Source organism: Acidobacteriota bacterium (assembly GCA_003225175.1).
In the GTDB taxonomy this organism is placed as follows: domain Bacteria; phylum Acidobacteriota; class Terriglobia; order Terriglobales; family Acidobacteriaceae; genus Gp1-AA112.
Genome location: QIBA01000187.1, coordinates 1 through 2,377, shown reverse-complemented (window position 1 = coordinate 2,377; position 2,377 = coordinate 1). Strand labels below are relative to the sequence as shown.

At 50.3% G+C, this 2,377-nt stretch carries 4 protein-coding genes; 2 read left to right on the top strand and 2 right to left on the bottom strand.

The features are described from left to right. Positions 1 to 542 precede the first annotated feature (542 nt). Positions 543 to 725, top strand: coding sequence for a hypothetical protein (locus tag DMG62_24375; protein ID PYY19677.1), 183 nt, complete (start codon positions 543 to 545; stop codon positions 723 to 725). Between the two features lie 198 nt (positions 726 to 923). Here the strand turns inward: DMG62_24375 and DMG62_24370 are convergent, their stop codons facing one another. Beyond that, complete coding sequence (locus DMG62_24370) at positions 924 to 1,349, bottom strand: hypothetical protein (protein ID PYY19676.1); 426 nt, start codon at positions 1,347 to 1,349, stop codon at positions 924 to 926. A 311-nt stretch (positions 1,350 to 1,660) separates the two neighbouring features. Between DMG62_24370 and DMG62_24365 the strand changes: the two genes are divergently transcribed. After that, positions 1,661 to 1,870: a hypothetical protein gene (locus DMG62_24365; GenBank protein PYY19675.1), complete on the top strand. Its 210-nt coding sequence runs from the start codon at positions 1,661 to 1,663 to the stop codon at positions 1,868 to 1,870. Between the two features lie 224 nt (positions 1,871 to 2,094). Here DMG62_24365 and DMG62_24360 read toward each other — a convergent pair. After that, positions 2,095 to 2,377: hypothetical protein (locus tag DMG62_24360; protein PYY19674.1), on the bottom strand; the 283-nt coding region annotated here is incomplete at its 5' end.

Below are 2,377 nucleotides of genomic sequence, written 5' to 3'. Positions count from 1 at the left end.
ACGGTCGCTTCTACGGTCCGTCAATTTTTTGCCGCAAAACTGCGCAAGTCTGCGCCACGCATTGCAAAAGCTGAATGATCGAAATTTATCCGCACTCTCTGCACTTCCACCGCAACGCACGGTCATCTTTCATCTTGGAGTCCCCGATGTAAAAGCATGTCGTTTGAGGTAATGGGACCGAAACGACGCAAGCCTCTTCGACAACTTGAGCGATAGTCAAGACAATTCCTCACAGATTCCGTCCGCCCGTTCAAAAACGCGCGCACGGTGTTTCAAACACGAACAGAAACGATTGGGTCAGAGGAATAAAGGAACATCAGTGTGCGTAGAGGGCCAGTTATGAAGTTGAAGCAGCGACTGTTTGCTTTTCAGCGCTCGGGCTCCATTACACTTTCGCCACGAATTTTTTGGTCAGCCTTTTTGACGAAAAACTTTCCAGACGAGAAATCGATCCCACGAACTTCCTCCAGCTTTCATCGCGACCCCGGCCCCCCCGGTGTCGCCTTGATTGCTCACAGGAACGTATCGAAAACGGGGCAGGGATGATCGAGCGCAAACGTGATAACGGCCAAATCCAGCGCGCAACGGAGTTTGACTCGGGGCTGTCTGCGATCAGCCGTCACGTAACAAACACTCTTAATATTCAACCCCTGCGCAGTCCTTCCGGATTAATCAATGCCGTGTGGCCGTTTCTGGGCACAAATCAACTGTTTCAAAGTCATTAGCTTTGCGTAAGCCAAGTATTAGGTCTCCGCGCGAACCTCCATTTTCTTTCGTTGGGCACAACATGTGACACGAAGGAGTCGATGGCAGGAGGTTTGGCAGAACGCTTTGGTTGCCGACCAATGCTGTATCAAGATCGAAGAAGATCGTGCGGCATGAAAAACTAGCGGGCAGGTGATCAGCCAAGTTGTTGAGCTCACTCAATTTACTGATCGCGTCTCGTGCGGTGTCGCTGTTAAGGCTGCCTTTAATCTCAAAGGCAGCGCGAACATGTTTGGCAGGAATCGCTCGTGTCTTGCCTTTTTCCGATTGATTATAGTCACCATCACTCCAAGTTCGGGCGAATTGATTCGATCATAAATTAGCACATCGAAGTGATACAACTTGTATTCAGCTGCGATTACATCTGGAATTACAAATCCAGAAGTAACCCCATACTTTTTGGGGAGGTAATCCGAAAGCCATTTCCGTACTGCGGCTTCGCCTGCCTTCCCATGCTGGACACGCACAAGGCGCGAAACATTGTATTCCTTAGCGCGGTTAAACTCGCTAAGAATTTCCTTTCGGGTATTGTGGAACTCCTTCCACCCAACCAGCCCGTATCTTTTGTCATTCGATTTCTGCAAAGCTTGGCCTCGTGGATCGCGCGTTAAGGGTAGTGGAATATAGGGAATGGGATCATTGGTTTTAATTTGCGCATTCCGTCACTGTCCCGATTGATCATCCCCGGCGACAGTCTTTCGGAAGTTTGCCAATTGGGATCGCACCTTGTCGAGCGCTTTTACTTCTGCGACAACCAGCTTCTTTGAGAGGCTTCCTCGAGGGTGGCTGCGTTCGTGGCAAAAAACTTTCCCTCAACTCTGTCTCGAATTTAATCACTCCCTTTTCTAATAGGAGTGGAGCCTACGGGAGTCGAATCCGAAGCCAGCGGATAACAGTGGCGTCGTCCATTCTGAGTCAGTTCTCGGCCGACTCTTTTACTACCGAACGCGCTGGCCCCGCTAGCCGAAAGATCGATCAGTACATCACCCGAGTTGAGGTGCTCGACCTGCCGCAGTCGTTGTCCGGCTATTTTATCCAGCAAGCAGGATTTTGTCAGATCATGAGGGATTACGTCGGAACACAAGCCCGGCAATTTTACCTATGAAAACGCGCGTCAGATCAAATCAGGTCAAATGAGAATACCCGTTAGGCACCGATGCCATAGCGCTCTCCTGTGGGGAACGTTACGGGTCCGGTAGTGTCACACAGATTTTTTGAGTAAACCCCGCGGGGGTCTACGAAGGCGAAAGTGGGCAAGCAAGGGGTGGTAGGGTGCGGCAATTTTACTGATTGATTACGCCCGCTAGTCAAGAGAATGCACCGCAAGCGTTAACTCAAACGGAAATTGCGCGTCACAGGCCAATGATCCGATGCATTGGTCTGGGTGACAGTGGGCTGCAATGCCGTTAGGCCCTTTGTAAAAAGGAAGTCAAAGGTAGCGTCTGGAAAGCCGTGATTCCCTGGGTGAGTTACTCGTTCCGGTAAAGCCATTCCTTCAAAATTGTTCTGGTATCCAGCATCAGCGAGGGAATCGAGTGTTCTTTCCGTGGCGAACATTGCCTGATCGTGATTTGTGTTGAAATCGCCCCCAATCACAACGCCCTTAATCGTT

What these genes read in the sequence shown, in the direction of transcription:
- DMG62_24375 (PYY19677.1), top strand. Translation starts at nt 543, where the DNA reads ATGATCGAGCGCAAACGTGATAACGGCCAAATCCAGCGCGCAACGGAG.